The sequence below is a fragment of the Streptomyces sp. NPDC052101 genome (genome assembly GCF_040680235.1).
Lineage (GTDB): Bacteria > Actinomycetota > Actinomycetes > Streptomycetales > Streptomycetaceae > Streptomyces.
In genome coordinates this window covers 12,312-37,498 of the sequence record NZ_JBFAWH010000050.1, presented here as the reverse complement: position 1 = coordinate 37,498, position 25,187 = coordinate 12,312, and the positions used below count along the sequence as shown (strand labels likewise).

The 25,187-nt window shown below is 67.5% G+C and carries 27 protein-coding genes and 6 pseudogenes; 20 read left to right on the top strand and 13 right to left on the bottom strand.

Translation table 11 applies throughout. The annotated features are described in order from the left end of the window. A pseudogene (locus AB0L75_RS40490) lies at positions 1 to 82 on the top strand (IS5/IS1182 family transposase); the annotation flags it as partial. Here the strand turns inward: AB0L75_RS40490 and AB0L75_RS40485 are convergent. Further along, positions 60 to 605, bottom strand: a complete 546-nt coding sequence (locus AB0L75_RS40485) for a hypothetical protein (protein WP_365191284.1) — start codon at positions 603 to 605, stop codon at positions 60 to 62. The pseudogene AB0L75_RS40490 and the gene AB0L75_RS40485 sit on opposite strands and share 23 nt — an antisense overlap. A gap of 107 nt (positions 606 to 712) precedes the next feature. On the opposite strand from AB0L75_RS40485, the gene AB0L75_RS40480 reads away from it, so the two are divergent. Then, a complete protein-coding gene (locus tag AB0L75_RS40480) occupies positions 713 to 1,573 on the top strand; it encodes a LysR family transcriptional regulator (RefSeq protein ID WP_365191283.1) in 861 nt (286 codons plus the stop codon). 413 nt (positions 1,574 to 1,986) lie between these two features. Then, positions 1,987 to 2,463, top strand: a complete 477-nt coding sequence (locus tag AB0L75_RS40475) for a hypothetical protein (protein WP_365191282.1) — start codon at positions 1,987 to 1,989, stop codon at positions 2,461 to 2,463. Between the two features lie 421 nt (positions 2,464 to 2,884). On the opposite strand, the pseudogene AB0L75_RS40470 reads toward AB0L75_RS40475, so the two are convergent. Together AB0L75_RS40470 and AB0L75_RS40465 are read right to left on the bottom strand one after the other, a co-directional pair. Beyond that, positions 2,885 to 3,088 (bottom strand): annotated as a pseudogene (locus tag AB0L75_RS40470) (kinase); the annotation flags it as partial. Beyond that, on the bottom strand, positions 3,085 to 3,852 hold the full coding sequence (locus AB0L75_RS40465; RefSeq protein ID WP_365191281.1) for a DUF6042 family protein: 768 nt from the start codon (positions 3,850 to 3,852) through the stop codon (positions 3,085 to 3,087). The pseudogene AB0L75_RS40470 and the gene AB0L75_RS40465, both read right to left, overlap by 4 nt. Before the next feature lie 138 nt (positions 3,853 to 3,990). Here AB0L75_RS40465 and AB0L75_RS40460 point away from each other — a divergent pair, with 138 nt between their 5' ends. The 3 genes and pseudogenes from AB0L75_RS40460 to AB0L75_RS40450 form a co-directional block, all read left to right on the top strand. After that, complete coding sequence (locus AB0L75_RS40460; RefSeq protein WP_365191280.1) at positions 3,991 to 4,131, top strand: hypothetical protein; 141 nt, start codon at positions 3,991 to 3,993, stop codon at positions 4,129 to 4,131. Positions 4,132 to 4,493: 362 nt separating this feature from the next. Continuing rightward, on the top strand, positions 4,494 to 6,080 hold the full coding sequence (locus tag AB0L75_RS40455; protein ID WP_365191279.1) for a protein kinase: 1,587 nt from the start codon (positions 4,494 to 4,496) through the stop codon (positions 6,078 to 6,080). 6 nt (positions 6,081 to 6,086) lie between these two features. Then, positions 6,087 to 6,215, top strand: a pseudogene (locus AB0L75_RS40450) (ISAs1 family transposase); the annotation flags it as partial. Here the strand turns inward: AB0L75_RS40450 and AB0L75_RS40445 are convergent. From AB0L75_RS40445 to AB0L75_RS40435, 3 genes are all read right to left on the bottom strand, one after another. Then, entirely contained in the window at positions 6,214 to 6,585 is a 372-nt protein-coding gene (locus AB0L75_RS40445; RefSeq protein ID WP_365191278.1) for a hypothetical protein, read from the bottom strand. The pseudogene AB0L75_RS40450 and the gene AB0L75_RS40445 sit on opposite strands and share 2 nt — an antisense overlap. Before the next feature lie 86 nt (positions 6,586 to 6,671). Beyond that, entirely contained in the window at positions 6,672 to 6,839 is a 168-nt protein-coding gene (locus tag AB0L75_RS40440) for a hypothetical protein (protein WP_365191277.1), read from the bottom strand. 134 nt (positions 6,840 to 6,973) lie between these two features. Further along, positions 6,974 to 7,519: a GNAT family N-acetyltransferase gene (locus AB0L75_RS40435; protein ID WP_365191276.1), complete on the bottom strand. Its 546-nt coding sequence runs from the start codon at positions 7,517 to 7,519 to the stop codon at positions 6,974 to 6,976. 246 nt (positions 7,520 to 7,765) lie between these two features. Here AB0L75_RS40435 and AB0L75_RS40430 point away from each other — a divergent pair, with 246 nt between their 5' ends. Next, a complete protein-coding gene (locus AB0L75_RS40430; protein WP_365191275.1) occupies positions 7,766 to 8,374 on the top strand; it encodes a hypothetical protein in 609 nt (202 codons plus the stop codon). Continuing rightward, complete coding sequence (locus AB0L75_RS40425; protein ID WP_365191274.1) at positions 8,374 to 9,066, top strand: hypothetical protein; 693 nt, start codon at positions 8,374 to 8,376, stop codon at positions 9,064 to 9,066. Before AB0L75_RS40430 ends, AB0L75_RS40425 begins: the two co-directional genes overlap by 1 nt. Positions 9,067 to 9,281: 215 nt before the next feature. Here AB0L75_RS40425 and AB0L75_RS40420 read toward each other — a convergent pair whose 3' ends face one another. Beyond that, positions 9,282 to 9,551 (bottom strand): hypothetical protein, encoded by a 270-nt coding sequence (locus tag AB0L75_RS40420; protein WP_365191273.1) that lies wholly within the window; start codon positions 9,549 to 9,551, stop codon positions 9,282 to 9,284. A 240-nt stretch (positions 9,552 to 9,791) separates the two neighbouring features. On the opposite strand from AB0L75_RS40420, the pseudogene AB0L75_RS40415 reads away from it, so the two are divergent. After that, a pseudogene (locus AB0L75_RS40415) lies at positions 9,792 to 9,983 on the top strand (GntR family transcriptional regulator); the annotation flags it as partial. Positions 9,984 to 10,534: 551 nt separating this feature from the next. On the opposite strand, the gene AB0L75_RS40410 reads toward AB0L75_RS40415, so the two are convergent. After that, positions 10,535 to 11,311 (bottom strand): hypothetical protein, encoded by a 777-nt coding sequence (locus AB0L75_RS40410; protein ID WP_365191272.1) that lies wholly within the window; start codon positions 11,309 to 11,311, stop codon positions 10,535 to 10,537. A gap of 738 nt (positions 11,312 to 12,049) precedes the next feature. Here AB0L75_RS40410 and AB0L75_RS40405 point away from each other — a divergent pair. From AB0L75_RS40405 to AB0L75_RS40390, 4 genes and pseudogenes are all read left to right on the top strand, one after another. Continuing rightward, complete coding sequence (locus AB0L75_RS40405; RefSeq protein WP_365191271.1) at positions 12,050 to 12,220, top strand: hypothetical protein; 171 nt, start codon at positions 12,050 to 12,052, stop codon at positions 12,218 to 12,220. A 342-nt stretch (positions 12,221 to 12,562) separates the two neighbouring features. Then, the gene (locus tag AB0L75_RS40400; protein ID WP_365191270.1) at positions 12,563 to 12,874 is read left to right on the top strand and encodes a DUF4238 domain-containing protein; all 312 of its coding nucleotides are present in this window, start codon (positions 12,563 to 12,565) and stop codon (positions 12,872 to 12,874) included. A gap of 406 nt (positions 12,875 to 13,280) precedes the next feature. Further along, a pseudogene (locus AB0L75_RS40395) lies at positions 13,281 to 13,688 on the top strand (ATP-binding protein); the annotation flags it as partial. Positions 13,689 to 14,165: 477 nt separating this feature from the next. Beyond that, the gene (locus tag AB0L75_RS40390; RefSeq protein ID WP_365191269.1) at positions 14,166 to 14,900 is read left to right on the top strand and encodes a S1 RNA-binding domain-containing protein; all 735 of its coding nucleotides are present in this window, start codon (positions 14,166 to 14,168) and stop codon (positions 14,898 to 14,900) included. Between the two features lie 408 nt (positions 14,901 to 15,308). On the opposite strand, the gene AB0L75_RS40385 is transcribed toward AB0L75_RS40390, so the two are convergent. The 3 genes from AB0L75_RS40385 to AB0L75_RS40375 all read right to left on the bottom strand — a co-directional run bounded on the left by AB0L75_RS40385 (position 15,309) and on the right by AB0L75_RS40375 (position 17,031). Next, complete coding sequence (locus tag AB0L75_RS40385) at positions 15,309 to 15,710, bottom strand: hypothetical protein (RefSeq protein WP_365191268.1); 402 nt, start codon at positions 15,708 to 15,710, stop codon at positions 15,309 to 15,311. A 12-nt stretch (positions 15,711 to 15,722) separates the two neighbouring features. Then, complete coding sequence (locus AB0L75_RS40380; protein ID WP_365191267.1) at positions 15,723 to 16,331, bottom strand: transposase; 609 nt, start codon at positions 16,329 to 16,331, stop codon at positions 15,723 to 15,725. Between the two features lie 367 nt (positions 16,332 to 16,698). Continuing rightward, positions 16,699 to 17,031 (bottom strand): hypothetical protein, encoded by a 333-nt coding sequence (locus AB0L75_RS40375; RefSeq protein WP_365191266.1) that lies wholly within the window; start codon positions 17,029 to 17,031, stop codon positions 16,699 to 16,701. A gap of 542 nt (positions 17,032 to 17,573) precedes the next feature. Here AB0L75_RS40375 and AB0L75_RS40370 point away from each other — a divergent pair. The 5 genes and pseudogenes from AB0L75_RS40370 to AB0L75_RS40350 form a co-directional block, all read left to right on the top strand. Further along, positions 17,574 to 18,209 (top strand): TetR/AcrR family transcriptional regulator, encoded by a 636-nt coding sequence (locus tag AB0L75_RS40370; protein WP_365191265.1) that lies wholly within the window; start codon positions 17,574 to 17,576, stop codon positions 18,207 to 18,209. After that, the gene (locus AB0L75_RS40365; RefSeq protein ID WP_365191264.1) at positions 18,206 to 19,690 is read left to right on the top strand and encodes an MFS transporter; all 1,485 of its coding nucleotides are present in this window, start codon (positions 18,206 to 18,208) and stop codon (positions 19,688 to 19,690) included. The genes AB0L75_RS40370 and AB0L75_RS40365 overlap by 4 nt, the downstream gene beginning before the upstream one ends. Positions 19,691 to 19,862: 172 nt before the next feature. After that, positions 19,863 to 20,210 (top strand): recombinase family protein, encoded by a 348-nt coding sequence (locus AB0L75_RS40360; protein ID WP_365191263.1) that lies wholly within the window; start codon positions 19,863 to 19,865, stop codon positions 20,208 to 20,210. Beyond that, complete coding sequence (locus AB0L75_RS40355; protein ID WP_365191262.1) at positions 20,182 to 20,430, top strand: hypothetical protein; 249 nt, start codon at positions 20,182 to 20,184, stop codon at positions 20,428 to 20,430. Before AB0L75_RS40360 ends, AB0L75_RS40355 begins: the two co-directional genes overlap by 29 nt. A 332-nt stretch (positions 20,431 to 20,762) precedes the next feature. Then, positions 20,763 to 21,100, top strand: a pseudogene (locus tag AB0L75_RS40350) (Tn3 family transposase); the annotation flags it as partial. 135 nt (positions 21,101 to 21,235) lie between these two features. Here AB0L75_RS40350 and AB0L75_RS40345 read toward each other — a convergent pair. Continuing rightward, the gene (locus AB0L75_RS40345) at positions 21,236 to 21,898 is read right to left on the bottom strand and encodes a response regulator transcription factor (RefSeq protein WP_365191261.1); all 663 of its coding nucleotides are present in this window, start codon (positions 21,896 to 21,898) and stop codon (positions 21,236 to 21,238) included. Continuing rightward, on the bottom strand, positions 21,895 to 23,070 hold the full coding sequence (locus AB0L75_RS40340; RefSeq protein ID WP_365191260.1) for a sensor histidine kinase: 1,176 nt from the start codon (positions 23,068 to 23,070) through the stop codon (positions 21,895 to 21,897). Before AB0L75_RS40340 ends, AB0L75_RS40345 begins: the two co-directional genes overlap by 4 nt. Positions 23,071 to 23,279: 209 nt before the next feature. Between AB0L75_RS40340 and AB0L75_RS40335 the strand changes: the two genes are divergently transcribed. Together AB0L75_RS40335 and AB0L75_RS40330 are read left to right on the top strand one after the other, a co-directional pair. Then, positions 23,280 to 24,200 carry an ATP-binding cassette domain-containing protein gene (locus AB0L75_RS40335; protein WP_365191259.1) on the top strand — a complete coding sequence of 307 codons (921 nt, stop codon included), beginning with the start codon at positions 23,280 to 23,282 and terminating at the stop codon, positions 24,198 to 24,200. Beyond that, the gene (locus AB0L75_RS40330; protein ID WP_365191258.1) at positions 24,197 to 25,021 is read left to right on the top strand and encodes an ABC transporter permease; all 825 of its coding nucleotides are present in this window, start codon (positions 24,197 to 24,199) and stop codon (positions 25,019 to 25,021) included. Before AB0L75_RS40335 ends, AB0L75_RS40330 begins: the two co-directional genes overlap by 4 nt. The last annotated feature ends 166 nt before the right edge of the window (positions 25,022 to 25,187 follow it).

The window sequence follows — 25,187 nt, the reverse complement described above, 5'->3', positions numbered from 1 at the left end:
CATCTTCCGCCGATCCCGGTGCAGCCCGAATCGAATGACGTCAATCGCCGCTGCCGTCCTCACGCTGGAGCGGCAACGCTGAAAGAGCTCAGTGTCTCTCCCTCGGGCGCGACGCGCACGTCGACGTCGGCCGGGTGCGGATGGGGGATGAAGTCGAAGGGGGGCGCGGGATGTTCGAGGCCGCCGATCACCCAGCGGCTCTCCTCGGGTTTGAATCCGTACTCGTCCATCAGGATCCCCTTGGCCCACACACCGGAGTCCTGACCGTAGACGCCGAACTCGCCGATGGTCCTGCCCGCGAGATCGCTCGGTTCCCTGATCCCGCTGTGGATGTTGATGAAGATGCACGAGTGACGGAACACGCGGTTCGGGAAGACCGGCAACGCTACGAACGGCAGGCCGGTCTCCAGCAACCGCAGGTAGAACGTGAGACCAAGCTCGGCGACGTCGAACTCGTCTCCGCGGATCAGCCGGTCGAAGAGCTCCGGCAGGGTCGCTGCGGTTTTCATTGTGACGTCGATGCCGTCGGTGCTTACGGTCCCACTGAACAGTGCCCGCGTCGTGTCATACGGGAAGCACCCGACCGTGAGGGCAGGGGCGGCCATGAATACTCCTCCTCGTCGGCTCTGCTGCTTCCATCGTTGGCCGTCGCGCTGTCCGCTGTCCAAGACCCGTTGGGAACGTCCGATACCGCACGGGTATCGTGCTTCAGGTGGACCTTCGCTCACTGCGGTATTTCGTCGCCGTCGCCGAGGAGTGCCACATCGGCCGGGCGGCGAACCGCCTGCACATGACGCAGCCGCCACTGAGCCGCGCGATCCGGCAGCTTGAGGACGAACTCGGCGTCCTGCTGTTCGAACGCACTCCTAAGGGCGTCACTCTCACGCCCGCTGGAGAGGTTCTGTACGGCGAAACGGGGGCGTTGCTGGCGCGAGTGGACGGGATTCGCAGGCGAGTGGCCGCTGCGGCGGGTACAGCGCCCCTCGCTGTCGGGACCCTGGCGGACGCGGCCGAACAGGTCGGCGGCCAACTGGTCTCACTCTTCCGGGCCCGCTATCCGCACGTCCACGTCACCATCCACGAATCCGATCTCGGCGACCCGACAGCCGGACTCCGCGCCGGGCTGGTCGACGTGGCAATTACCCGAACTCCCTTCGATGACACCGGCATCAGCACCCACGTCCTGCGCTCGGTACCCGTCGGCGTAGTCGTGCGTGGCGATGATCCGTTCGCCGGTCATGCCTCGGTCTCGTCGACCGACCTCGCCGGCCGCCGGTGGGTCCGGCTGCCGGACGGCGCCGATCCGGCGTGGACGTCGTATTGGACCGGCGGTGGGGACAACGACAACGACGCATCGCCGGTCATGCGAACGATCCAGGAGTGCCTGCAAGCGGTCCTGTGGAACGGCACATCGGCTCTCGCTCCCATCGACCAACCGATGCCCGCCGGCCTGGTCGTCGTCCCGCTCAGTGATCGCCCGCCCAGCGATCTCGTCGTGGCCTGGCCCAGGACAGCACGCAGCCCACTGGTACGTGGCTTCATCCAAGTCGCAGAGCACTGCTGGCATACCTGAAACAGGCACCGGTGCTCCTGGACCCAGCTCATCACCACAGCTCAGGGCCACCAACCACGAGGGCGGGTAGCTCGCGTGTGCTGATCTGAAACTTTCAGCTCCATCCGCTGATGGCCAACTGCTGCACCGAGCACGTCCCCATCCCACCCGCGCCACCTGCGTCAACGGGACCATTCTCGCCAGGAGAAGTGCTACGGCGTGACGAGCCGATCTTGTCACCGAGGCAGGCGAGACCGGTATGACTGCAGGCCGCCTTCACGAGCAGCGATGTTCACAAAGTGGGGCCGATTCGAGCCGCCTCGGTGGTCGCAAATGACGCCGCCATAGCCAGAACGGGGCCATCCAGGACGGCTCCGGCGCCGTGCCCACACCAGCCACAGCAAGATCGTCTCAAAGACCGACGTCGTGGGACGATGATCGTCATGTCAGGTCAGGTCTGGGTGTCACTCATATCGTTGGGCGGCGTTGTCCTCGGCGGCGTGTTGTCCTACCTCGTCCAGCACAGAACTCAGCGGTCAGCGGAACGTGCTGAACAGCAACGGCAGCAGATCGCGTTGTCGGAAACCCGGCGCGCGGAACGGCTGGCACTGCTGGAGCGGTTCATCGAGGTGTCGGCAGAGGCGGAACGCTGCGCGTACACCCGGCCTTCCGACTGGGAGGACACCGACGCCTGGTACCTCGCGACCCGGGATGTGATGTACCGCTTCTGGGTCGCGGACCGGCTCATCCGCATCCAGTTCCCCCCACCCGTGCATGACGCCGCACACGCACACTTCCTCGACCTCAACCGAACCGTGTGGGACGGCTTGCCCGATGGCGAGAGCGTGCGTGACTACCTGGAGGGCAACCGGTCGGCGTTTCTCGACACGGCCCGCGCCGTCATGGGGTAGGGCCTGTCCGGTGGGTCGCATGACCGTCGCTGCCGGCCCATGCCACCTGGGGGTTCAACGCCCTGGCACACCACCTGAACCTCAAGCCCCCCGCCGAGTGCACGGCCCATGATCCAATAAGGGCGACTCAGGCAACCCGCGCACGCCGGGTTCTGGCCGCGGGGGGGGGGAGAGAGATCGCCATGGATGTCGTTGCGGGAGCCGTAGGCTCGCAGATTCTCAGTGCAGTGGTGGCCGCCGTGCTCACCGGCATCGGCACCCTGGTGCGCTGGTTCGTGCGCAAGCGGCTACCGGCACGTCGCACGTGGCGCTACCTGAACGCAGGCGAACTCTCCATAGTGCTGGACACCTCCTACGTCGACACCGGCCGCTACCAGCGACCCGTGGCCGGTCTGGGACAGGTCCGGGCGCTGTCCATGCGCAGGCCGATGTTGGCGCCGCCGGGCCGATCGCGTTCGCGCAGCACGATGCGGCGCAGGTTGTCTTGGCCGACGATCGCGAGGTTGCGGCCGAACTTCTCGCGCAGGCCGGATGCGACGGACGACTTCCCCGAGGCACTGTTGCCCCTGATCACGATCAGCCGCGTGTCTTCCGTTCCCACCGCGCCCGGCACGCTCTCCGTCACGCGTCGTCGCCCTTGATACTCAGCTGCACGCGGTGCTCGTGGAAGTGGTTCCAGTTCATGATCAGGCGAAAGCGCTGGTGCGCCTCGAGGCGTTCCGCGTCGGCTGGCTCCCGGCCACGCTGCACCTGGGCGTCGCCGGAGGCCACGAGTTCGGTGAGGGCGATGCGGACGTCGTCGGCATCCTGGCTGGTGGCGGCCGCCAGTCGGTCCAGGGAAGTGAGGATCTCCTGCGGTTCACTCAAATCGTCAACCAAGTGGTTGATGAGCCCGTCGACGAGCGGGCCGGTGCGCATCGTCCAGCGAATCCGGTCGAGCCGCTTGGCGAGGTCGGCGTCCAGGGGCAGCAGGTCACCAGGCAACGGCAGCGCAGCGGGCATCGACCACCGGGTGCCGTCCGGGGTCTCCTCGCGGCGCGCCAGGCCCCACGTCAGGTAGAGCTCGGACAGGTCCCACACGGTCTTGGGCACCGGATAGCCGGCGGCCGTGAGCATGGCGCCGAACTTCTCCCAGCGATGTGCCTCGTTCGCTTCGCGTCCCTCCGGCGCCTCCTCGTAGTCCCATTGCTCGTCGGGCCACGAGAACGTGAGCGCGCCGTCGAGGTCGCCCCCGATCATGTCCCAGTGACCGTCGAAGATCTCCTGCAGGAGGTCGTCCAGTGAGCCGGTGAAACCGGGCTGGCTCGCGGTCCCGATCAGCATCGTCAGCGGGAAGCCCTGCCGGGGCAAGACGTGGTCCCAGCCCGATGCCCACCAGTCGTTGTGCATTGCCAAGTCCCGGCGGGGTCCGGGTACAGACGGGTTGTCAGTCATCCGCAGCTCTTCCTCGAGGGCGCTGGCAGTGTACGCACTGTGGTCGGAGCGTTGTCACGTGCGCCCGACCCAGGCCTGATGGTGGGAGGCGACGTGCAGCCCCATGCGACCGCCCGGCTCCCAGTCTTCCGCTGGCTCGGCATCCACAACCACCGGCGCAGGCACCCCACGATCGGCTACCTCGCGCCGGTCGCCTTCGAACAGAGATCAACTACGCTGGCCATCGCTGCATGACAACCGGTGTCCACGACCAAGGTGGAAGCCCCGCCCGGAAACAGGCGCACAGGAGCGACGACGGATGCCCGGTCCCGGGGAACCGCGCGCGACTCACTACGTAACGTACGCCTACGCACGGGCCACTTCCTCGCACTGCGGGCTCAGCGACCTCCCACAGGGCCCCGCTCCGGAATGAGTTACCCCGACGCACAGACCTGCGGTGTCCGCGGCGCCGACCCGTCGGTCACCGCGGCCGGTGGTCCGGTTGTCCGTGCCGATAATCTTGTGCTCGTTTGGGGGCCGAGCGGGGCCGCCCGGTGGTCTGCGGACCACGGGCACGCAGCGAACGCGGCCCGGCGGGCGAGGGGATGTTGAGGCCGATGGGTGATGACACTACGGGTGAGGCGGGCGCCGGATTGCGCACGGTGGGCCACGGCAGGTACATGCTGCAGCAGCTACTGGGCCAGGGCGGGATGGCGACCGTCCACCTCGCACACGACTCCGTGCTGGAGCGCCCGGTGGCAGTCAAGACGCTCCACACCGGCCTGGGCCACGAGCCGTCGTCCCGCGAACGGTTCCGCCGCGAGGCACAGGCTGTGGCGCGGCTGAGCCACACCAACATCGTGGCGGTGTTCGACAGCGGTGAAGACGTCGTTCCGGACGTCGGCCCGGTGCCGTACATCGTCATGGAGTACGTCGAGGGCGCGTCGCTGTCCGCACTGCTCCGAGAGGAGGTCGACAAGCACGACGCGATGCCCTGCGACCGTGCTCTGAGGATCACCGCGGATGTACTCGCGGCGCTGGCCGCCTCCCATGAACAGGGACTGGTCCACAGGGACATCAAGCCGGGCAATGTGATGGTCACCCCGCGCGGGGTGGTGAAGGTGATGGACTTCGGCATCGCCCGCGCGCTGCAGCCCGGTGTCACGTCCATGACGCGGACGGGTGCGGTGGTGGGCACGCCCCAGTATCTTGCACCGGAGCAGGCGCTGGGCAGGAGCGTCGACGCCCGAACCGACCTGTACTCGGTGGGGTGCATGCTGTTCGAACTTCTCACCGGGCGGCCGCCGTTCGACGGGGACACCGCCTTCTCCGTCGCCTACAAGCACATCCAGGAGCAGCCGCCGGCGCCATCCAGCATCAACCAGGCGCTCAGCTCGGCGGTGGACGCGCTGGTGGCCCGGGCGCTGAGCAAGGACCCGGCGCTCCGCTTCCCTACCGCCGAGGCGATGCGGGATGAGGTGGAGAGGGTGCTCTCCGGCCTGCAGAGCGGCGTGAAGTCGCCGCACGGAGCGGTGCCGGGCCTCACGGGTGTCACACCAGTGAAACACCCGCGGCGCCGACGTGTCGCATTTGCCGCCGGTGTGGCCGTGGTCTTCGCGGCCGGTGCAACGGCCGCGGCCCAGCTCTTGCCGGACCACACCGGGCCCGCCAAGGTTTCGCAGAGCAAGCCGCCCGGGGAGCGAAGCAGCCAGGCATCCGGAGGCTTCACGGCCGCGTCACCGTGGCGGCTCATCGTCAGCGACCAGATCGGGGGCCGGGACAATGGCTGCACCGTTACGCTGACCAACACCGAAACCGGTCAGCAGCAGGTATTTGAGAACTACGGCACCAAGTCGTTCCTGGCACACACCTCAGGACCGTTTCGCTGGGCGGCCAACAACTCGGGCTGCCAGGTGGTCCACCGATCCGGAGCGGGAGCGGCGGTGCCGCCCTTCACCCGCGAGTACGGCACGGGCGACACCGAAGCCTTCAGTCCGCGGGGGCCGATATCCGTGAGAGTGATGGACTTCAACGGCGCCGGCGACTGCAGGCTTGATCTACGCGACGCTGCAAACGGAGAGGCCGTCGACCTGGGCACAGTTTCCAAAGGCGGCGGCCCGCTCAAGCTCGACCCGAGCGGACACTCCCAGGTCTACCTCGCTGATCTGCAGTGCAGCGTGAAGGTCACCGCTGCCCGCCGGTGAGAGCTGATCCGAGGCCACCGGGGCATCGAGAACCTCCTCCACCACGTCCGCGACCGGGCCTTCCGCGAGGACGACTCCAAGATCCGCACCGGAAGACTGCCCCGCACCATGGCCAGCCTGCGTAACCTCGCCATCAGACCCGGACGTCTTCCTGGCAGTGGTCGCGAGCCGCTGTGGAGGCGCTGGACGCTGACACGATCCGGGCTGCGATGCCCTCTCCGCCGATCTCCGGGGGCGCGGCGGCGGACCGGATCGCCGAAGCCCTGGGCGCCCCGAACGTGACCGGCGAGAAGGCGAACGTGACGGCCTTCGTGGTCCTGCGGTTCGTCGACCGCGGGCTGCTGGTCGACCTGAGCGCGAACCCGGACGGGACGCTGCACCCCCCGGCCAGGTCGCGGAGGTCTGTCGGCCTGAGGACCTGGCGGAGCTGGTCGTCGCCGACCCCCCGCTCGGACCGGAGCGGGCCGCCGCCCGACTCCGGGTGCGCCGGGCCGACTCCGATCACATGGTGCGGCTCCGATGGATCCGCTCGGCGCAGTCGATCGAGGTCCGCTTCGGCACGAGCCGGGCCGGGGCCGTCGACGTCGCGCTCTACACCACGGAGTCGGTCGACGTGGTGGTCGCCGCGCACCCGAGGTTGATGGGGACCAGCTGCGCACGGTCGGGAAAGGCCGGAGGTCCCCGCTCGCCGCTCTGCAGCCCGCCCCGGCCTGGCCTGCCCTGGACCGCCTCGCAGCCGCAGTCCTGGCCGAGCTCCACGACGAGTGGCAGGTTTTCGACCGCCGCTACCTCTTCGAAGGCTCCATGGCTGAACTCCTGAACTCTTCACCGCCACACCCGCCGAGAGCGACCGGCAGCTTCCCCCGCCAGAACCGAATCAGCTCGGCCAGTGACTACACCACTTCGCGGGGGCACGATCGGATCCGGTACAGCACACACTGGCGAAGCGGCCCCTCGGGCACGCTCGGATCCTCGAAGTCGTCGGCCGGATCCCGGGTCATGCCTATCCGGCGCATCACTGCCTGGGAACGAAGGTTGTGGACGGTCGTCGACGCCACCACTTCCGGCAGCCCGAGGGCCTCGAAGCCGAAAGCCAGGCAGGCCAGGGCGGCCTCGGTGGCGTAACCGTGACCCCACGCCGAACGCATCAACCGCCAACCGACATCCACTCCCGCGAACGGCATGTCCCCGCCCACCTCGTCCAAGCCGACACGGCCGATGAACTCACCAGTCTCCCGTGCTTCGAGCGCCCACCACCCGAAACCTCGCTCGTCAAACTCGGCCTGCATGAGTGCCACCGAGGCATCGCTTTGCTCCCGCGTCAGCAGTTCCCCCAGGTGTTCTCGGACTTCAGGATCGGCATTCATAGCCGCCCACGGTTCGAGGTCGGACTCCCGCCACCGGCGGAGCAGAAGACGATCGGTTCGCAGCTCTGGCATGCCACCCAGCCAACCCGATCAAGATCAAGGTGTCGATCAGATATGTCGACCCCTACGGTGCTCATCCATGCCAGACCCGCTACGCGGATCCTCACGACCTACACCACCCGACGGGACACCATCAGTAAAGCTCCACCGCCCCAGAGGAATACGTCACCTCCGAATACGTGCTACTCATCGAGAGCGACGACTGTAGTAAGGCACCCCGCTCTTCAGCCTGACAACCCCGTTCGTCACACTGACGCCGTGCCTCGAATAGCCACCGCCACATCGTCCCGGCAGGTCCGCCGCCTCACCACGATGGCGTTTTTCGGTCCACCGGTGATCGTCGGGCTGTCGTTGCTGGCCGCCAATCCGGACTGGAGCGGGCTCGGACTGGTGCTCGGGACCATCGCGCTGATCGCGACTCTCTCCCTGATGATCATCGCAGCGCCGAACGGGTGGTTGATCGTCGGCGGGGTGATCGCGGGGATCGCCGTGCTGTCCGGGTCAGGGCCGGTGCTGCAGGCAGAGGTGATGGCGCACCAAGGGCAGCGGGTGGAGGTGCGGGTCACCTCGGTGAAGACGTACCAGGGCAAGCACGGGCCGGAGTACACCTGCCTTCTGGAGCGGGTGGACCGCAAGCCGCTCAACCACGCCGAGCTGGGCAACGACTCCTGCGACGGACCGATGGAAGTCGGGCAGACCGAGGACGTGCTCATCGACCCGCACGGCTGGACGGCGCCGCAGCTGGCCGAGACGGACTACAGCGGGATCGACATCGCCGCGTGGGCCCTGCCGGTGGTACTGGTGCTCTTCGAGCTGCTGGTCTGGCTGTCCCGGCGGGTCGGGCTGCGCCGGTTCGGGGGCCGCTGATGGCGCCCGGGTCCCGGAAGAACGTGGCCTGGCCCCCGCACGTGGTGCGGCGGCTCGCCCGCATAACCGCGCTCGTCCCCCTGCTGATGGTGGGCATCGGCGTGCTCGGCACCAGCCCGGACTGGTTTCCGGCGGCGCTGATCCTCGGTGTGCTGACCGTGGCCCTCGCGATCGCGGTGCTCATGGCGACCGCGACCAAGGGGTGGGTGTTCTTCGCCGGGTTGATCATCGGACTGGCCGTCGTGCTCGGCTCCGGGCTGGTCTTCCAGGCCGCGCTGATGCAGAGCCAGGGGCAGCGTACCGAGGTGCGGATCACCTCGGTGTACACCACCAAGGGCAAGACCGGCCCGATCTACCACTGCAGGCTGAAGCGGACCGACGGCAGGCCGATGGACCACGCCGACATCATCGACATGGGCTGCAACGGCACGCAGGACGCGGGCACCACCGAGGACCTGCTGGTGGACCCGAGCGGCTGGCTGGCCCCGCAGCCCGCCGATACCGACTTCAGCCCCCTCCCCGTCGGCGTCGTGGGAGTCGGCGTCGCGATCGGGTTGTGGGAGCTGACTGCCTGGCAGACTCGCCGGATCGGCCTGCGCGAGGCCGCGGCGAACCCGACGGCGCCCGGCCGGCCGAGCGGTGCCAAGCCCAGCGCCGACAACCGGAGCAAGAAGAAACGCAAGCGGCGCTAGCGTCCTGCGCCAGACCCAGTCGACCAACTGCACGTTGCGCGGGGGCAGGTGACGCGATGAGCTTCCCCGGCCGGATCAAGCGGGGCCCAATGAGACGGCGGTGGGCCGCCCGGAGGAGTCTGTGCGGCCCACGGCCTCCTGGTCCTGCTCCTGCCGAACGGGCAGGGCCGGCTCAGCCTGGCGTTCTGCGCGGCCTTTGGCGAGACCTTGCCGGCTCAGTCGAACGGCAGTAGTTCAGCCTTCGCTATCTGTGTCTTCTGCGGGCGCCGGAGCTGCGGCCTGAGCATCAACAGGTCCATGAACCGCTTCGGCGGCGGGTAGCCGCCCGACTTCGCCGTGGGGAACTCACCGACGAGCAAGGTTCGTGCGGTCACCGTGGTGGTACCGACGAGGGCGTTCTGCTGGGTGATCTCGTCGGCCAGGGCCTCAAGGTCCCGCTCATAGCCTGCGTAGATGCGACGGGACGCTTCCTCGACGAGTTCCATGGCCTTGTTCGTGGCCCAGCGCACGATGCGCTGGTGTTCGTGCAGTTCCTCATCGTCGGCCCCGACGGACGGCGGGTAAGCGCCACCGGCGATGCCGTGATAGTGGGATCGCTTGGTTGCCGCCCGGAAATCCGGATTCTCGGCGAGTTCGGCTGCGATCCGCTCGACCTCGGCGTCCGCCCGCGCGGGCGTCCTGGGCGCGTTCTTCCGCGGAGAGGCGGTGCTGCTCGGTGAACTCCGTCCGCCTCAGCGCGCCTGTTGACAGCGGAGGACGCGCAGCTCTTGGAGTTGGACCCGGAAAGCACGCCGACGGAACCCGTGGTCGTGATGACAGCCAAGTTCATCGACATCGAGGGCAACATCGTGGAGTACGGCGTCGGCCTCGGAGGCCCTGGTCGCACTTGGCGGACGGAATCGGAGGTCTCTCAGTGACGACCATGGACGACACGCTCTTGAGTGTGCTTGAAGACCGCATGGGTACTCTGCTTGCCGCTCGCCGCACTGGCCCGCTCACGCCCGAAGCCAAAGCGGAGATGTCTGCCATCTCCCGGACCCCGACGAGACCGATGCCCCCACGACCGCCGTTCTGCGTCCTTATGGCCGGGCTCCCCGGTTCCGGCAAGACCACGCTCTCCCGCGCTCTCACCGCTCGCGGGTTCGTGCGCATGTGCCCGGATGAGGAGATGTATCGCCGCCACGGCGTGTACGGGGTGGACTTCCCACGCGGCACCTTCCCCACCCTTGAGCGTCCGGTCCTTGAGGATGTGGCGGTTGAGCTTCGCGAACACCTCAAAGCGGGACACGACGTACCGCACTCGCTTCGTGCCCCCAAATGCAGACGAAACACATCTCACGTATGACGGTGATCCTGCAGCCGTGATTTCGGCACTAGAAACCACCCTCCCCTGAATCTCCCAGACTCCGACGGTGGGCCCGCCTGGGTAGAGTTGGACGGGCCGCGGTACTTCTCACACAGAGTTGATTCAAATCTCCGAGTTATCGCGATTAGCCCTCCCCTCAATTTCATTAGCTCTTTTCTGTGCCCCTTCGACGATGAGATCAGCTTCGGCTTTTGCCTCGGCTAGGTACTGATCCGCCGTCTGTTGCGCCAATGAAAGAACGCGCGCCGCAGCGTCAACCCGTACGGCGGATTCGCCCGTATTCGGCCTCGCCTCTACGACACGGCCCCCATCAGCAGCGAACATAGGGTCCCAGCCGATCGTGCCGGCGGATTCCTGCATCACCTCATACTGTTGATTGAGGTGGCCATGGAGCTGCGCTATAACATCGTCAATTTTATTCGGCGTCACATCGTCATCAAACGAGTCCAGTGCATCAATTTCGAAAGAATCCGAATACCCGGAAGAGTCACGAGCACTTACGCGATTCAGCTCGCGCTCCATGAAGCCAAGCCTTCGAGCAGCAAAGTCTGCGATTTGCTGATATCTGTCTCTGTCGCGCTCCGCCCGCTCCAATTGTGCACTCAGTTCACGCTCCCGAGACTCGGCTTTTCTGAGTTTACTTAACATGAAATTGAGCTCGCGACTCTCCGGCTGAGTGGATGCAGATTCAAGGTAGTCGATTTTCCGGTTAAGTCGCGTAATTTCTGCCCGAGCTTGGCCAAGTAGAGCCAGAGCCGCCGATCCAACGTGAACCGCCTTCTGTCGGGCTTTCTCGCTAGTAACGTACGCGTCCTTAAGCCTATTGACCTCTTCCAGAGCTAGAATTGTGCGCTCCTGTGCGGATACCAACTGATTCAAGAGCTCCGTGAAGGGCATCTCTGATCGCGAATGCAGAACACTATTAAGTGTCTCGCCTGACGCTTCCTCGCTTCTTGTGAATTCGCCACGAGCGCCAGCCATCCCCTTAGGAAGGAAACGCGGCCCTGGATCTCCGCCGCATTCCCTGAAGGCATGCGACCACACCTGCAGAAGTTCTAGCGTCTTCTCCCCCGGGAGCTGGTGATAATTTGACCAGACATGAACGAGGAGTTCGACATACTGCCATTTGACTGGACGATTTACTTCCTGGACTGAATTAGCCCAAGTTCCTTTCGATGGCGGAGCAGAGAGTCCCGGAATTCTGTCATACAGACTTTGCCCGAGTTTCGTGAGCTGATCAAAAGGCGGCCCTGACGATCGGAACATAGCCAGCGCGCGCCTGTATGAACACCAATCCCCTGACTCTGTGGAAGACGGAACTTCCAGCCATCCACTGCCCATGTCTAGACCGCCTCCCCCGCTGCTGCCAACGCACTTCGGCCGCTACGCATGTTGTACACCATCGTCCCAAGAGCATTCAGGGCTATGTCAACATGGCCGTCTCACCTGCACAGATGCCCCCGTTGCCGCACAGGAACGTCTTGCCACGGGTCTCTCCTAGAAGTGAACGGACAGGTTCCAAGAGTGTATTGACAGGCATTCGGACTACGGGCGATAAGAACATCCCCGTGCGGAGAAGGGCAGGGGACTGTAGTGGCGACGAAAACTGTGAGGGTCATGGCGCTGTTGATTGCGCTCTTGAGTGGAACGGTCGGTGGCCTGATCTCCTTTGAACTGGTGTTGCACCTCAGTGGAGAGGCCATCAAGGCCCTTGCCTCTGGTGGTGGAGCCTTCCTTAGTGTCACTCTGATGGTGAAGGAAATTGAAGAGAAGCTGGGCTTGTTGTGACAGGCGAGGAGACCCGGCGCATCTAGACATAGACGAGCCGATCGCCAACTCATACTCCCTGCCTCGCGGCGTAGTGTTGCGAGGCAAGGAGTTAGCGCTTCTTGGCCACCTTCCCGTGCTCTCGCTGGCCGTACCTATCTGTGCGGCCTGTACTGAGGTACGTCACGGTCACCTTCAACGTCGTCAAGCCCAGCGAGAGCTGCCCCCGAGCCGCCGGGCCGTCCCTGGGCCGTCCGACCGATGGTGACCGCCTATCACAGCGGAGCCCTGCTCCACGTACGCATCGAGGACTCATTCCAAAGAGCTCGCGAGCTCATGGCCTAGTACGCCCTGGAAATCCTGGTGCCCGACGAAGGCGAGTTCCTGATCGGGGACAACCCGGCGCTGACCGTACGCTACGAGGGCCCAGACCTCGTCTACAACATGGCACTCGGCGACTCACACACCACCGTGCTCCCCATCGGCCCCCGCCACATGCTCGCCCTCGGGCCAACCGACATCCACGGCCGCATCCCCAAGCACATGGTCGACCGCATGAACATGCTGCAGCTCAAAGCCGCCCGCCGGTACGCCTACACACGCCCCGGCAGCGCCCTCCCCGCACTCATCCGCGACGAGGCACTCCGACGTTCTGCGCCTATCGGCTACACGTGATCAACGTCCCCGGTACATCAAGGCGCGCCAAAACAACTGCACACCAACGACCACTCCACCCAGCCCAACTGAGCAGGGACGAAAACCCCAAGTCAAAACCCTTGAAAGCCGACTCCAAGCCGCCGACAGCCCCAGGGGGAACCACACTCACGCCACAACGCCAGCGACGTACCACTCAGCCAAACCGCACAACGCCTGCACGCAGCCGGACTCCACCCACCATGATCACCGGCACGCCACAGGAGGCTGTGCCGTGGCAGCACCTTCGCCGGCGCGTCGGTCAGCCCCGTGCGGTCCGCGCACCGGCGCAGCAGCATCGCCCCGGTACAGAGCCCTCGCTTCACAGTGCTCAAGGCCACTACCACCAGTCACGGTCAAGCGGCATGATGGGGGCATGGGAAGCCGGGACGAGGGGCCGGCAACGATGGCCGAGGCGGTGCGGCTGCTCGCCGCCGAAGTCGAGGGCCACTACGACGTCCCCATCGAGGTCGTAGTCGTCGGTGACTGCGACCTGGACGAGAAGCTCAATGCACAGATGCAGGCTACGTGCGAGGCGATGGTGAACGCCGCCAAGTACGGTGGCGAGGGCGGCGCCGTGCAGGTCTACGCCGAGGTCGAGGGTAGGACGGTCTTCGTGTCCGTCCGTGACCGCGGCCCGGGCTTCGACCTCGACTCGATACCCGCCGACCGCATGGGCGTCAGAGAATCGATCATCGGCCGGATGCAGCGCAACGGCGGCACGGCACGGCTGCGCGCGGTGCCGGAGGGCGGCACGGAGGTCGAGTTGGAGATGGACCGTGCTCAAGGTGATGCATCGTCAAAAGGCATGACATGGCTCAGCTTTCCGTCAGGTTCAGGCGATCTCGTGTGGTCTGCCGTTGTAGCCCGCCAATATCGTGAAGCACAGCGGGAGGAGGAGCAGACCAGGCAGCGTGAGCGGGTGCGGCGCCTTGGACGAGCACGCAAGGCCGTCAGGAGGGCGGAAGCCTACGCTGTGGCTGGGCTCATTGCCCTGGCGGTGGTCGGGTACGTCATCTCCGCTGTGGCCACACGCAGCGTGCTGGAAAGCATCCAGCACGGGCAGTTCAGCCCCTCAGACACAGCGCAGATCATCACTGCGATCGGTGGACTGACGACAGCCGTCGGCCTCAGCATCGCAGGCGTTCTGAAAGCACTCGCTCTCCTTGTTCACGCGCGTGCCGACATGGTGCGCGCACGTGAAGGTCTTCCGCCAGGGGAGAGAGCAGCGGTACCTGACGAAGTCGAGCCGACAACATGACGGCTCACCAGCATGACGGGCGGCGATCGCATCCAAACCGGCGGGCCTGCGCTCGCCGACATGGGCACCGTGAAACCCGGCGCGGGACCGGTGGGGGTGGCTCGGCAGAGGCCGGAGACGGCGTCAACTGCCCACTTGATCACGGCGGCGACGGCGCCGACTGAAAGGCTGGGCGGTATGGACGGACCTTCTGAGAATCCAGAACTATGGGCGTTCCTGGAATCACTGCACTGCGGTGAAATGCTTTCCGGCACCGTCACCGCGATCGAACGATTCGGCGTGTTCGTAGCCCTGGACGAGGGCCCCGACCACCCCGTCTTCCCCGGCGTGGGGTTCATCACCATTCCCGAACTGTCCTGGCGGCGCTTCGAAGCGGCTTCGGACGTCGTTCACGTCGGGCAGCGCGTTTCGTGCGAGTTCCTCCAGTTCGACACGTGGAACCTCGAGGCCAGGCTGTCCTTGCGTGCGACGCAGCCAGACCCCTTCCAGCAGTTCGCCGACCGCATTGCCGTGGGCCAGACACTGCATGGACAGGTCACCAAGCTGGTCCCGTTCGGCGTGTTCGTTCGTGTCGCGGATGAAATCGAGGGACTGGTCCACCTACTAGAGCTCGTATCAGTGCCCGTGGAAGCTCCGTCGGATGTGGTCCAGGTAGGCGACGAGATCACGGTCGTCGTCACCGCCATTGATGCCGAGCGACGGAGGTTGACCCTCTCTCGACGACAAGTCTCACCAGACCGCCGGTGACTCCTTCGTGTCGTCGTGACACGGTCCTCCTGCGCGAGCATCAAAAGCATCAGTCCCCCCAACGGAGAAGGCAGGCCGCCCAACACGGCCAACCTTTGTGGCCACAGCACTGATATGTGGGGCCGATCTGTCAAGGGGCAGTCTTCAGCTGCGTCCGGGACACGGGTCTCGGGCGCCGCGTGTGTGCATGGGGCCGGTTGGTGCCTGGTGGCGCGCGTGTCGGTCTCGACGCGTGGTCCATGCTGATATACGCGGGTTGGTCACCGCAGGACGGGCTGTTCGGCGGGAGCGCTTCCGCGGGTCTGGAGACCGAGCGTGGCGGCTGTCACCGCTGCTCATAGTGCTGTCGCGGGTCGCTCCTCACGCTGCCGTGACCGGGTCGCCGGGCGTCCGGTCTGTGGGCCCGTCTCAGTCGGGCAGGGTGGCCAGCGACCAGCACCAGCCGGCCAGCTCGCGGGCGACGGCCACGTTCGCGACCACCGGCCGCTTGTGGTGGGCGATGAAGGTCTTCCAGCGCTGGTTGAGCCGCTGGTTGCCCAGGTGTCCGCGGGCGCGCGCTGCGGCCGGTGCGCGTTGCCAGCGGGCTTGGATCGTGGCCCCGCCCGGTAGTGCTTGCGGTGGTGCCAGGCGGCTTCGACCAACAGCCTGCGGGCATGGGAGTTGCCGGTCTTGGTGATCGCCGATGCTCGCGCCGGTGAATCGCTCCCAGTCGCCGATTTCCACGGCCAGGGCGAAGGCGGTGAGAGTGTCGATTCCGCGCAGGCACCCGAGCCGGGCGACCACCGCAGACCACGGTGAGTCTGCGGCCATCGCGGCGATCGCTTAATCGAGTCGGGCCCGGCGTCCCTCGGCCAGGACCACCGCCTCGTACGCGCTGTCGTAGGCGGCCTGCAGCGCCACGTCGTCGAAGCGTTGCGCGCCGAGCCACGCATGGTGCGCCGGCCTCCACGTGACCCCGCCGCTCCACACGAGCCCCTGGCGCAGCAGCAGTTTGCTCACCCGATGGCGGGCGCGCATCAAATCTGCGCGCACATCCTCGCGGGCCCGCACCAGATCCCGGGCGGCTTCTTCGGCCGGCGACGGCACCCGCACCGCGGTGAACTCGTCCAGGCGCAGCAGCTTCGCCAGGTGCAGAGCGTCGCGGGCATCGGTTTTCACCCGCTCACCGGCCGGACGCTGCAGCCTTGAGGGCGCGATTACCTCGCAGCGAATCCCCGCTGCCGAAAGCGCCCGGACCAGGCCGAGCCCGGTCGGCCCGGCTTCGTAGGCCACCGCGGCCGGACCGGGCAGGCAATTGATCCACCCGAGGACTTCAGCATGCTGCGGCGTGAGCCGACAGCGGATCAACTCCCCGGGCACCGTGCCGATCGCGCACACCACCACGCTGCGGACGTGCACATCCAACCCGACGCTCGTACGCTCAGAAAACACCGGGCCTCCCGCAAATGTAGGCACTACCGGACAGGCTGCGCCCGGCCGGCAACCCACGACAACTTGCGAGCGAGGCCCGGACCCACGACCGGCACCTACATACCGTCTAGTCAGTCGATGACGACCCGTGTGTTCGCGGCGGTGGCCTCCAGGCTGACCATGCGCATGACGCTCTGTACGATGGCTCGCCGTCTGGATCGCCGACTGCACCTTGCTGAAGCTGTGCCCCAGTGGGTCTCACTCTGAGAGCACGCCGCCGCTCGCCGTCGGGCACGAGCTGGTGTCCGAGACAGCAGGGCTGCCGGCCATCGTGGCGGTGTCGGTCGGCGGCGAGCTTGGCACGCTGGGCGGGGCACGGCCGTCGACGTCACCTACTGCGAACGCACCACAGGCCGTGGATGACACCCCACTGGTGCTTGTCCATTGGGCAGGGGTCGCCCTCAGGGATCTTGTGGACGACCTTGCGGCCGTCCGGGAACTCGCACACGGCCTCCGTGGAAACGAATTTGCCGAGGATGCTAAGCGGCGTGCCGATCACCTCTGGGTCCTTGTAGATCTCCTTGCAGGCGTGGGTCAAAGGGGCGTCCTCACGGGCCTGCATGCTCGCCGATGCCTCCCCCGCGGTGATCAGCGGCATGGTGACGGTAAGGGCTGCGAGGAGCAGCTGGATGCCGTACCGGCGCCCGCTACGCAAGGTCATGCTGGGGTCCTCCCATTCGTTGATCCTTTGAGGGTCTGCGAGACGCGGCCCCGGTAGATCAACGCGATCCGCCGCGGAAGGTCGCGGGGCGCGCTGGGACCGGCTGCCAGCTCCCGCAACGTGTGAGAGCGCGCAGCGCTCGGTCCGGGCGGACGCCGAGCGGCTGCCCGGCACGCGGCAAGGCGGTACGACGCGCGGAGCGTGCCGCACCGCCGACCGGCACGCGTCCAGGCGGGGCCGTCCCCACCCTCCAAAAGGAAAGAGCAGGTGCTGCGCCCTTGGCAGACCCGCGGGAGGCGTCACCTCCGTGCTGCTGTCAGAGCAGCTTCTGCGGTGCCTCGAACTGGTCGACGGGCGCGATGTCGCACGCGGCCTTGGGACCGCCGAGGCCTTCGCTCTCCGGCAGCGGCAGCGGGACCGCGCACCGGCGACCCAGGGGCCGCCGGTCTCGATGAGGACGACGACGGCGTCGACGAATGACCCACGTTCCGTCGGCCACAGACAATTGACGGAGTGAGTACTCACTCCGTAGAGTCGGAGGCATGACAGAGACCTCTCCCACTCCCTCCCGGCGCCGTGCGGCGCCCATGGAACCCGACCAGCGCCGCGCGATGATCGTCGCTGCGGCCCTTCCCCTCGTCGTCGAGTACGGCTCCTCGGTGTCCACCGCGAAGATCGCCCGCGCCGCGGGCATCGGAGAGGGCACCATCTTCCGGGCTTTCGTCGACAAGGACGCCCTGCTCGCGGCCTGCATGGCCGAGGCAGTACGCCCCGATGACACCGTCGCCCACCTGGAATCGATCGCACTGGACCAGCCACTGACGGCACGGCTCACCGAGGCGGCCGAGGTGATGCACGGCTACATGACACGCATGGGCGCCGTCGCCGGAGCCCTCGCTGCGACCGGGCGGCTGGAACGCCCCGCCCCATCCCCTTCTGGCAAGGACGGCCGCTCCCCGGATCGCGAGGCCGGCCTTGCTGCGCCGCGCGCGGCCCTGGCCGCCCTGTTCGAACCCGATCGGGACGCCCTGCGACTGGCGCCGGAACGCCTTGCCGACGCCTTCCAGCTCATGCTCATGTCCGCAGGCCGCCCTGGCGCCCCGGACCCGCTGACCACCGAAGAACTGGTGGGTCTCTTCCTTAACGGCGCGCTCACCACGCCCGGGGAGGCGCGATGACCACACCTGACGTGTACGCCGCGCTCGTCCCCCGCCGCCGGGCGGTGATCACCTTCGCCCTGCTCGGCTGCGCCTTCCTGGCCATGCTGGATGGCACCGTGGTCGGCACCGCCCTGCCGCGTATCGTCGAACGGATCGGCGGAGACGGTTCCTGGTATGTCTGGCTCGTCACCGCCTACCTGCTCACCTCCTCGGTCAGCGTCCCGCTCTACGGCCGCTTCTCCGACCTGTACGGCCGCCGCCGGTTACTACTCGGCGGACTCACCGTCTTCCTGGTCGGCTCACTCGCCTGCGGGCTGGCCGGCCCCCTGGCGGTGCTGATCGCCTCCCGCGCCCTGCAGGGTCTGGGGGCCGGAGCCCTGCTCACCCTCGGCATGGCCCTCATCCGCGACCTCTACCCGCCCTCCCGGACGCAGGGTCTCATCCGGATGCAGACGGTCCTGGCCACGATGATGGTGCTCGGCATGGTGGGCGGCCCGATCATCGGCGGTCTGCTGGCCGACCACGCGGGCTGGCGCTGGGCGTTCTGGCTCAACCTCCCCATCGGACTCGCTGCCTTGGCCGTCCTTGCCCGGTTCCTGCCCGACCACCGTCCCGCCACAGCACCATCCGGCCGCCTCGACACCGCGGGGATCGCACTGCTCGCCGCCGGTCTCTCCCTGGCGCTGACCGGCCTCAGTCTCAAGGGCAACACCACGGCCGGGCAACCCCTGTCCTGGACCGATCCCACCGTCGCGGGCTGCCTGCTCGGCGGCCTGGCTCTCCTCGCCCTGCTCGTGCCCGTCGAGCGGCGCGCGGCCGTGCCCGTCCTGCCCATGCGGCTGTTCCAACACCGCACCTACAGCGCCCTCCTGGCCGCCGGGTTCTTCTTTCAGGCCGCCGCACTGCCGGTCGGAGTCTTCCTTCCCCTGTACTTCCAGTACGTCCGCGGCCACTCGGCCACCGTCTCCGGCCTCCTGCTCCTCCCCCTGCTCATCGGCATGACACTGGGCAACCGGCTCACCGCGACCGCCGTCCTGCGCAGCGGACACGCAAAGCCCGCACTCCTGGCCGGCGCCGGACTGCTCACCCTCGGCACCGCCGCCTTCTTCACTCTGGACGCTGCGACGCCGCCGGCATGGACGTGCGTATGGCTGCTGATCGCCGGACTGGGCACCGGACCGGCCATGGGCGGCATCACCATCGCGACCCAGAACTGCGTCCCACACGCCGACATGGGCACCGCCACCGCGGGCTCCGCCCTCACCAAGCAGATCGGCGGCGCGTTCGGCCTGGCTTGCGGCCAGTCCCTGATGAGCTACCACGCCACGCCCACCGCTGCGATCGGATCCACCATCGCCTGGAGCGGAACCATCGCCGGGCTGCTCGCCCTCGCGTCACTCCTCCTCATGCGCAACATCGTCATCCCCACACCCAGAAGCCGCCGTATCGAGCCAGCAGCTCGCACCGCAACGCCGACGACCGACGGGTCCGCCGCATGACCCCCAGCGCCTGTCGCCAATCGAATGAATGACGACAGGTACGGCAGGCATCCAATGAACCCGGACTTTCCGGGACTCCAGAGCGCCGCCGATCCAATCAGATCCGATGGCGGATGACGACAGGGTTTGCTGACAGTCAGGGTCGAATGCGACCACGGACACGGGGAGCGGCATGGCCAACCTGGTCTACAAGCGGGTGTCGACCGACCAGCAGTCGATTGTCTTCGAGGAACAGGCCGGCACCTCCAGCCGCCTCCACCCGCTGGAACGCCCGAAGTTCGGCGAATTGCTCGCCTACGCGCGGCCGGGCGACACCGTACACATCTCTGGGATGTTCCGCCTCGTAAGCGGCACCGGACACATCCTCGACGTGCTCGACGTCCTGCACCGCGACCAAGTGGCGCTGCGCATCCACGACGGCGCGTTCTCCGAGATGGACTTCACCGCCCGCCACCCCCGCACCGGCGAGCTGCTGTCCACCCGTGAAGTTCATGGTGCAGACCCTCGCCGCCGCCGGTGAACTCCAGCGCGACCTCCAGCGCGAGCTGACGTACGACGGGCTGCGAGCCGCCGAGGCGAAGGGCAACAAGGGCGGGCGCCGCCCCGCCGTCCCGGCAGGGAAGACCGACGACGTGCGTGCCGCGTACCTGGAGGGCCGATCCATCGCCGCCCTCACCCGCGACGACAGCGTCAGCCGCGGCGCCATCCGGACCGCCGTCGCCAACCTCCTGCCCGAGTAAACGATTCGGACCCGCTCCGGACAGCTGGCGTCACCAGCACAGCTGCTGATCGGGAACCCTGTTGGAGCTTCATCGGGTCGGAGAGCCGTTGGTTCAACATCAATGGCCTGCGTCAAGGCGTTCAGCTGCTCTCGGGCTCGACCTCCGATCTGGAAGAGCTGGCCCGAGCCGCAGCAGGTTGGCGAACCGGGGCCCGGCTCCGCGAGATCCAGAAGGTCGCCCCCTTCATCAAGGTGAGCGAACTGGCCGAAGCACATGAACACGGGCCGGCCGAAGCGGTCACCGTGCGGTGGCGGCTCCTCTTGGAGGATTTGCGCCAGGAGGCGCATCGGCTGCGGATGTTCGGCCGTGAGGGCCACCCGACCCCGCTGGGGCAGGCGTTCGCGGAGTACGGGCAGATCGCCAAGACCCTGCATCTGCTGGCCGCCGTCGATCCCATGGACGACGCGCTACATCGACGCCGCTGTCGCCCAGCTCCGAGCCGAGGGGCCACGAGATCAGGGACGAGGACATCGGGCGCCTGCCCCCGCTCAAGCACAAGAATCTCAACTGCCTGGGCGGCTACAGCTTCACAGCCTCCCAGCTGGTCCACGGGCTGCGCCCCCTGCGCGACCCGGATACCGTCGACCTCGACGATGACGAAGACGATGACGAAGACGAAGAGGACTGAGCCAGCCCGGGGCTGGCCAGTTCTGTGTACAGCCGTAGTGGGTGGCGTGGTACCGGCTGTTCCTTCGGCGGCTCGTACACAAGAGGTGAGCGACGGGGGTACTTCCGGCTTCACTATGCGGGCCGGGGGACGCCCTCAGCGAGGCAGGGTGACGAGCCCCATCTCATAGGCGGTGATGACGAGCTGGACCCGGTCCCGGGCGCCCAGTTTGGTGAGCAGCCGTGAAACGTGCGACTTGGCGGTGGCCACGGTGATGAAGAGGTCTGCGGCGATCTCGGTGTTCGACCTGCCGCGTCCGACCAGGGTCAGCACTTCCCTTTCCCGCTCGGTGATGCCCTCGACCGGCCGTGGGGAGCGCTCCGGGACAGTCTCTGGCCGCCCGATGAAGTCCGCGATCAGACGGCGCGTCACACCCGGCGCGATCAGTGCGTCGCCGGCGGCGACCACGCGGATGGCCGCGAGGATGTCGTCCAGCGCCATGTCCTTGACCACGAAGCCGCTCGCACCGGCCCGGAGGGCGCCGTAGACATGGTCGTCCTCGTCGAAGGTGGTGAGGACGAGGACGCGTGTGGTTGCCGGACCGGCCGTGATCAGGCGGGTGGCCTCGATGCCGTCCATACCGGGCATCCGGATGTCCATGACCACGACGTCGGGGCTGGCGTCCCTGACCAGTTGGACTGCCTCGGCGCCAGTGGCGGCTTCACCGACGACCTCCAGATCGGGGTAGTCGGCCATGATCACGCGTAGACCGGACCGAACCAACGGCTGGTCGTCGGCGAGCACCACACGGACGGTCATCGGGCCTCCACCGGAACTGCGACGGGCGCGGGCAGCGGCAGCCGGGCCGTCACCCGGAAGCCGCCTTCAGGGCGCGGCCCGATGGTGAGGTGGCCGCCCAGCAGACCGACTCGCTCCCGCATCCCGATGAGGCCGAAGCCGTGGTCCGGGCCGTCCCCGGAGGCGCCGCGCCCGTCGTCGACGACTTCCACGGACAGTTCCTCGTCTCCGTAGTCGATGGCCACCCGGCAACGCCCGGTGCCCGCGTGCCGGACCACGTTGGTCAGCGCCTCCTGCACGATGCGGTAGGCGGACAGGTCGATGTCGGCCGGCACGGGACGCTGCTCCCCGCTGCAGCGTACGTCGACGCGTACCCCCGCGGCCGCGGTCGCTGCCGCCAACCGTTCGATGTCCGCCAGCCCCGGCGACGGTGAGAGCGGTGACTGCTCCGAGGCGGTCGCGCCCCGGTCGGCCTGACGGAGCGACACCAGCGTGCGCCGAAGGCCCGACAGGGTCTCTCTGCTGGTGGCCTCGATCGCGCGCAGGGCCTCGCGCGCCTCCGCAGGCTGGGTCTGAATGACCCGGCTGCCCACACCGGCCTGGATCGCGATGATGCCGATGCTGTGCGCGACCATGTCGTGCAACTCCCGTGCGATCCGCAGCCGTTCGGCGGTCACCGCCTCGGCCACCTCCTGTGCCCGCAGCGCCACCGCGTGCTCTCGACGCTCGCGGCTCAGCAGACCGGCCATGCAGGATGCAGCCAACGCCAGGAGGCCGATCACCCCGTTGACAGCCAGACTGTCCCCGTGCGCGAAGCCGCCGATCACCAGGAGTTGCACGGTGAAAGACACGGCCACGGCAGCAGTCGAAGCGCGCCGTGCGCAAGTGGCGACGATGAAGCCCAGCACGACGTCCACCGCCAGATACGACAGGAACTGGCCCTGGTACGACGCTGCCGGGCTCTGATGGGCGGAACTCGGGGGGCCCACCACCGCAGCAGTGGATCCGAAGAGTGCCATGGCCAGAGCCAGCAGCGGCATCCGTCGCACCACGCCGACGAGCAGGCTCACAGCCAGCAGCGCCCCGACACCGTGGACCGTGCCCGACGCCCGCGGTGCGGCCCCCACCAACAGACCCACCACGAGGAGGTAGGAGGCGCCCCCCGCCCAGGCCACGGCCTTGGTTCTCGTCATCGGCAGTGTGCCCTCCCGGGAACAAGGCCCGGGTGCGCGACGCGCGCAGGCAACGGAATGGTCGTCATGGGGTTCACGCCGCGAGACTAACCGGGCCACCAGCAGCGCGGCATCAGCCCGGGGACGTACGCCCACGGTTCAATCCGGCCGCACGATTGCCGCCCACGGCCCCATGCCCGGAAGGGGCTCCCCTCGGCAGTGTGGGTGCCGTGATCGAAGTCAGCGAACTAACCAAGCGCTACGGCAGCAAGACGGCCGTCGACCATCTGTCCTTCACCGTGCGGCCGGGCCAGGTCACCGGATTCCTCGGCCCCAACGGAGCCGGCAAGTCCACCACCCTGCGGATGATCCTCGGCCTGGACGCGCCCACCACCGGCTCCGCCACCGTCAGCGGCGTCCCCTTCCACCGCCACCCGCGCGGACTGCGGCACGTCGGCGCCCTCCTGGAAGCCGGACAGGTCCACGGCGGCCGTAGCGCTGCGGCCTACCTGTCCGCTCTGGCCCGCAGCAACGGCATCCCGCGGCGCCGGGTGGGCGAGGTGCTTCATGAGGTGGGGCTGGCTGAGGTGGCACACCGCCGCATCGGCGGATTCTCCCTCGGCATGAAGCAGCGCCTCGGCATCGCCACCGCCTTGCTCGGCGATCCGCCTGTGCTCATGTTCGACGAGCCGATCAACGGCATGGACCCGGAAGGCGTCCTCTGGGTGCGCCGGCTCTTCCGGCGCCTGGCCGCCGAGGGACGCACGGTCTTCCTTTCCAGCCACCTGATGTCGGAGATGGAGAACACCGCCGACCAGCTGGTCGTCATCGGCCGGGGCCGCCTCATCGCCGCCGAGTCGGTACGGGATTTCGCAGCCCGTAGCCCCCGTAGCAGCGTTGTGGTGGGGACACCGCAGGCAGCCGAGCTGGCAGCCGTGCTGACCGCTGCGGGCGCCTCGGTCGAGCCGGAGGGCTCGACCGGCGCAGAGAAACTCGCCGTGACCGGGCTCCCGGCCGGCCGGATCGGGGCGCTCGCCTTTGAGAACAGTATCCAGCTGAACGAGCTGACCACCCGCACCGCCTCACTGGAGGCGGCCTTCATGGAACTCACCGCCGACAGCACCGAATACCAGGCAGGACAGCCCCGATGACCACGCTCACCTCCGCCCCCCTGACCACCCCCGTCACCGCGCCGCCCACCCGCTTCCGCGACCTGCTCGCCGCCGAGTGGATCAAGACACAATCCCTGCGGTCCACACCGTGGACGATCGCACTCACCCTCCTGTTCGTCCTCGGGTCCACCGCCGTGGCCACGCTGGCGGACAAAGCCGCGCCCTCCGGCCCCGCTGACTTCCGGCCCTACGACGCCTATCCGCCGGCCGGCTACTGGACGCTGATCCTCGTCGCCAGCAGCATGGGCGCCCTCACCGTCGTGAGCGAATACAGCAGCGGGCTGATCCGCACCACCACCGTGGCCGTCCCGGCCCGCGGCTCGGTCGTGGTGGCCAAGGCAGCCGTCACCGCCGCACTGTGGACCGCGGTCGGCACGGCCGCCTCCACCGGTTCCTTCCTGGTCTCCCAGGCCATCCTGGACGGGCACCATGCCGACCTTCCGATCACCCACCCCGGTGTGTTCCGGGCGCTGGTGGCATCCGCATTGCTGGCTCCGGTCTGCGCCCTGGTCGGTCTGGGTCTCGGTGTTCTGCTCCGGCATGCCGCCGGGACCATGGTCACCAGCGTCTTCACCCTGGTGATGCTGCCCCCCATGTTCTCGGAGAGCAGCCGCTGGTCGGCGGAGATCAAACACGCGCTGGTGTCGGCCGCCTGGAACCGCCTGATCCAAACCTGGGGGCCGGAGCCCGGATCCCTGGGCTACACCGCCACGGTCCCAGGCTCCTGGATCGTGTACACGCTCTGGCCGCTGATCACGGTCGCACTCGCCGTTCTCGTCGTGAAACGCCGCGACGTGTGAGTGTGCCCCCAGGAGCGAGGTCCCAGTAGCTCGTGGCAGCCTTGATGACGGTCTCTCATGAACGACCAGATGCGAGAGGTCTGCGAGAGCTTCGAAGTCGATCACGTTTCCGCAGGTCGCCGTTCGCGAAAGTCCTCTCGAAACCCGCGTGTTGTGCGAGGTACTT